Here is a 5265-nt window from a genome sequence, read left to right on the forward strand (position 1 = left end):
CCCTTATAAAAAAGCAGTGATTTTCAGTCCCAAGCCTATAATGCCGACACCTGCTGCACCGCTTCCTATCATCCCGAAAGTGAAAGATCGACACATTTTGGCTGGGCACAGCAATCACATCGACACTTTAGGTCTAACATCGACTTCTTAGTGCGGTGCAAATGCAATATAAGCCATCAATTGGAATGCAAATAGCAATCATAAAGGCATCATTCAGTCTATTATAAACAGGCAGGGCTCTTCAGTTCCAAGTATATAATGCTCACATCTACTGCACCCCTTCCTTTCATCCCGAAATGGAAAGATCCACACAGCAATTACAACCACGCTTAAGGTTAACATCGACTTCTAAGTATGGTGCAAATGTAATATAGGTCATCAATTGGAATTCAAACTGCAATCATAATGGCATCATTCAGTCATCATAAAAAAGGGGTAGCGGTCCCAAGCCTATAATGCCCACGCCTACTGCACCGCTTCCTTTCATACCAAAATGGAAAGATCCACAAATCTTGGCTGCACCCAACAATTACAACCACGCTTAAGGCTAACATCGACTTCTAAGTACACTGCAAATGTAATATAGATCACAAATTGGAGCTCAAATGGGAATCAATCAGAAACCGAATAGATAGCAAATGGAATACGTATGGAAATCTTAAAGGCATCATTCTGCCATTATAAAAAAGCGGGGGCTGCCGCAAGCCTATAATGCCCACACCTACTGCACCGCATCCTTTCAGCTTGAAATGGAAAGATCAACGCATCTTGGCTGCACACAGCAATTACAACCACGCTTAAGGCTAACATTGACATCTAAGTAATATGTAAATGAATAAAAGGGGTTCAAATATAACTCAACCAAAAAGCATACAGACATCACATAAAGGCTCTATAATGTCATCACTAAACCCAATTTTGCCTCTCTTTCCTATGTGGAAAACTCCCCATAACTTGACTATAACCCACTCATAACATGTTGATTGTAATCATATATTTATGACGCACTCATTGGATATTGAAAAATGTATAAAAGATAAAGCCGAAAAAGAACCGAAAGAAACCTGCGACAAAAATAGACATGGAAGCTCTTAAAAAAGATGTTGAAGCGTATCAGGATAGTTATCAATATGAGCGCGTTGCACGTTTTAAGGTAAGTATAAGTGGGATTCGTCCTGCTTTAATTCGCTTAAAATTAACCTATAAATAAATGGAAACATCCTAATGCAGATGAGGAAAGGCGTCGTTCTATTCAAAAAAGAATAACTTATTATCACGAAGAGGGTCGTCCTCTGTTTACTTGGATGAAAGAGGGTTTGCCCATAATATGGCTCGATCTCATGGGTGCTCTCTGAAGGGTAAGCGATACTATTGGCGCTTTACGAGACAATCAATTACTTACGGTTAGTTTATTTGAAGGGGCTATTAATATAGCGACCTTTAATCGTTGAATTGAGCATGATTTGTTGCCAAAATTACCCAAAAGAAGTGTGGTTATCATGGATAATGCAGGTTTCCATAAGGATAAAACAATGCAAGAGCAATTAATAAAGGCGAAAGTAACTTTACAGTATTTGCCTCCTTACTCTCCCGATCTTAATCCTATTGATCACAATTGGGCTCAAGCTAACAACCTGCCTAGGACTCTTAATTGTTCTATTGATGCACTTTTCCGGCTTCATTGTTTATAATCAAATTATTAGGGCTAGGCTATAAGCACATCAATTACGGCCATGTTTGAACTAGCAATAAGTGCTAAGTACGATACAAATGAACAAAGAGGTATCAATTGGGTTCGTCTAGCAATCATATGGATATCATTCATGTCCATTTAATGCCCTGAATACCCTTACTAACGCAGTTCACACCAAAGGGGAAAATGCGACACTTCTTGAATACACTAGGCAATTACAACCATTATTTAAAATAGCGGTGAGCACTAAGCATGAAGCAAATGAACAAACAGGTATCAATTGGAAGACATTAGAAATCATAAAGATATCAGAAAAACAGTTTTCAATACCATTGCAAAAACACCGCACCTAACTTTATCTAACCTAAGTAAAAAACTCCAAACGCTTTAGTTAAAGAATTAGTAAAGACACCTTTGCGACTAACAACAAATCTATTTAGCAAACAGAAATTAATTGAGGTTCGCATGAGCATCTGTTCGAAATCTTTAATGTTAAATATCTAACAAAAATAAACGCATGCAATATATGGCCAAACGTAAGAACATATCAAATTACTATTAAATAATTAAAGTTTATCAAAACAAGTTTATTTATTTAACTGAAGCCGATTTCAATAATAAAAATAACCATAATCTAAATATCTCCATAATAAATTAACATCATCAATTAATTAAGTATAAAAAGAATACTCAAATATTATTTAAGTTATCATATAGGTATCATATAGGGCTCATTTGCAAGCCAAATGGAAACCCTAGGGGTATCAAAGAGTAAGCAATGGAATATCTATTAGTTAGCAATAAGCTCTCATATAAGAATCGTTAAGAACTCATTTATAAATCTATATAGACATCAAAGGTTATGTCATAAAATTTAGATTTCGAACAAAGATAAAATCAATATTTTAATCCTTTTAACTTAAAATTCAATTGGTTAACTAAAGGCCATTGAAATAGCATTGGTAACTTAATGGAAAAATAAAAGCACACATTTAAGAATCATATAGGAATCTTAATGTGTATCATTTAAGTTAACATAATAGTAGTAATATATTTATAAAACTAATACTTAATTACAAAAAAGAATAAATATAGATTAATAGCTGTTTAGTATTGACTGACAAATTCAAACTGTTTAAGATTCGTTAATAAATATCCTTTAAACTTAAACATCAAGGAAAAGAACATGGAACCAAAGATGCTGGTAAGTGAAGCAGCGGATGCACTAGGTGTAACAGCGCAAGCTTTACACAATCAAATTAAAAGAAAAAGTCTTTTTCATGAAAAAAGCCGTAATAGGGTGTATTTTGGTCATAGAACAGCTAAAGAGCTATTATCACAAAACTTTTCTCCCCAAGTATTATGCTTTCAAATCGTAAAAGGAGGTACGGGTAAAACATCAATGTGTTTAGGGCTTGGAGTTAGAGCTTCTCTCTATGGAGCAAAAACATTATTGATTGATCTGGATCAACAAGGGAATTTGACTAAAGCATGTAGAGTAAGTTCTCATGATACACCAATAATGATAGAGCTTATTAACCAAGAACTACCTATTGAGGATGGGATATTAACTGTATATGAAGGGCTGGATATTTTACCAAGTCGAATTGAAAATGCGTTGTTAGATAGTAACTTAATGTTAAAGAGATTGCCCCTGGATCGAATTTATAAAGACATGATCGCGCCGTTAAAGAACAAATACGATTTAATCATTATTGATTGCCCACCAGCTCTCGGTAGTTCTGTTACTGCAGCAGCACTTGCTTCTGATTTCATTGTTGCTCCAGTTACACCTTCAGAATTTAGTCTTGAAGGATTAGAGATTACTAAGCAAGAAATTAGAAACATAGAAAAAAATTTTCATACAAAGCTTATGCTTCGCCCCTTATTAAATGAGTTTGATGTAAGAACGTCGTTATCTCACGAAACGATGAAATTTTTGATGACTAATTATGAAAATACTATGATCCGCTCAGTTATTAGAAAAAGCCAAGAATTCGAGAATGTTATAACAAAAGGTGAGTCAATATATGATTCATTAAACATTTCTCCCGCACGTGAAGATGTCGATCTTTTGACTAGAGAACTGTTAAACATTTCCATAGTACAAGAAAAAGATTCAAACGAATCAACCAAAAAATCATTAGAAAAGAAACAACAAGCGGTCCCCGCTGATATCTAATAAGTAGCAAAAGGGAGATAACGGATGCCTACAATCGATCAATTAGCGGAAAAATCAAAGAAGAAGTTTGTTAAGTCGGATTACCGTCCATGGAATTATATGGACGAAGTAGAAAAGGAATCAAATAGTATTCAATTGGAAATCAAAGAGGGCTCTTATGGAGATGAGGCGATCATTAAAAATAAGGAGGGCAGCCCTATAACACACAATAAGACGAAAACAGTAAAGCGAAATAACACAGCCAAGTTAGAAAATGCCGGTCCACTGAAGGATGAGACAACTCTAGATGCTATTTTTAGATTAACTGGACATCAAAGAAAAATATTTATGTTTATTGTTGAGAGATGTGCATCGAGAGGAATGCTAACAACAGGAGTGATAAAAGGGGAGGTTCTCTCTGAAATCACTGGTACCAGTAGTCAAATGGTTAAAACCTCTATTCAGCGATTAGTTAGTAAAGATTTAATTCAAAGGGAACGAGGAAAAACAGGACGAGGCGGATTCTATATTTTTAGCTTGACTGAATTGATACGAAATGCGGCGATAGAATACAAACGGATGGTTGGGAATGAGGATCTAATGGATATCAATAGGATATCTATTGGTAATCATATGGGCATCGAAAAAGCGGTAAATAACAAACACGATAATAAAACTCACTTACCTGAAGAGTGGAAAAAAATTAATATTTATCCATTGGAGGATATAGGATTTAATCAGAATCACTTAAGGGATATTTTAGAAACGGAGTTAGCAGATCCCCAGATGGTTCAAGAATCTATTTTACATTTTGCATATGGATTGGAACATGAACCAGCAAAATATAAGCATTATGATGATCTTTTAAATTTGCTAATTGGCCGGCTTAGAAAGGGAAAGCCATGGTTTGAAAAAAATTATCGGTCACCACAAGAAATCGCTCAAGCTCTATTAATAGAAGCGAAAAAAAATGAATTAGAACGAAAGAAAAAACTAGAAGATGATGCATTTAAAATTGCATTAGCCGAATGGCAAGAAACATTGAACCAAAATGAAATTACTGAGATTACGGCTAAAAAAGGGTCAAGTGACATAACTCCGCAGACAACTAAATTGTCAATTTATTTTAGAGAGAATATTTGGCCCGAGAAAAAAATTCTGTACTTTATCTCTGAAGGATAAATAATACACTAATAGATGGATTTAAATATTTTATGCAAACAATCAAAAAAGAATCGGAAGACATTTATTTACTACATGATTTTTACAGAAACGCAAATGGTAAATATGTAGTCGTAGCCAAAGAGGAAGGGAAGGTAGTGTTTAAATAACTGTGTCATCTCTTTTAACTTGTTATAATTTAACACTTAAAAGAGGTGCATATGAGTAAGAAGACAATTGATTTATCGAA

Annotated in this window: 4 protein-coding genes; all 4 read left to right on the forward strand. The window is 34.6% G+C overall.

Annotation, left to right across the window (positions count from 1 at the left end; all coding sequences use genetic code 11):
* Nucleotides 1–1036: 1036 nt before the first annotated feature.
* Nucleotides 1037–1210 carry an IS630 transposase-related protein gene (locus E1P08_RS17000; protein ID WP_133138130.1) on the forward strand — a complete coding sequence of 58 codons (174 nt, stop codon included), beginning with the start codon at nt 1037–1039 and terminating at the stop codon, nt 1208–1210.
* Nucleotides 1211–1490: 280 nt separating this feature from the next.
* Nucleotides 1491–1691, forward strand: coding sequence for a transposase (locus E1P08_RS17875; protein WP_423202256.1), 201 nt, complete (start codon nt 1491–1493; stop codon nt 1689–1691).
* Between the two features lie 1188 nt (nt 1692–2879).
* Nucleotides 2880–3875: a ParA family protein gene (locus E1P08_RS17010; protein ID WP_133138132.1), complete on the forward strand. Its 996-nt coding sequence runs from the start codon at nt 2880–2882 to the stop codon at nt 3873–3875.
* Nucleotides 3876–3899: 24 nt separating this feature from the next.
* Entirely contained in the window at nt 3900–5036 is a 1137-nt protein-coding gene (locus E1P08_RS17015) for a hypothetical protein (protein ID WP_133138133.1), read from the forward strand.
* Nucleotides 5037–5265 lie beyond the last annotated feature (229 nt).

The organism is Legionella rowbothamii, from assembly GCF_900639985.1.
Classification (GTDB): Bacteria; Pseudomonadota; Gammaproteobacteria; order Legionellales; family Legionellaceae; genus Legionella; species Legionella rowbothamii.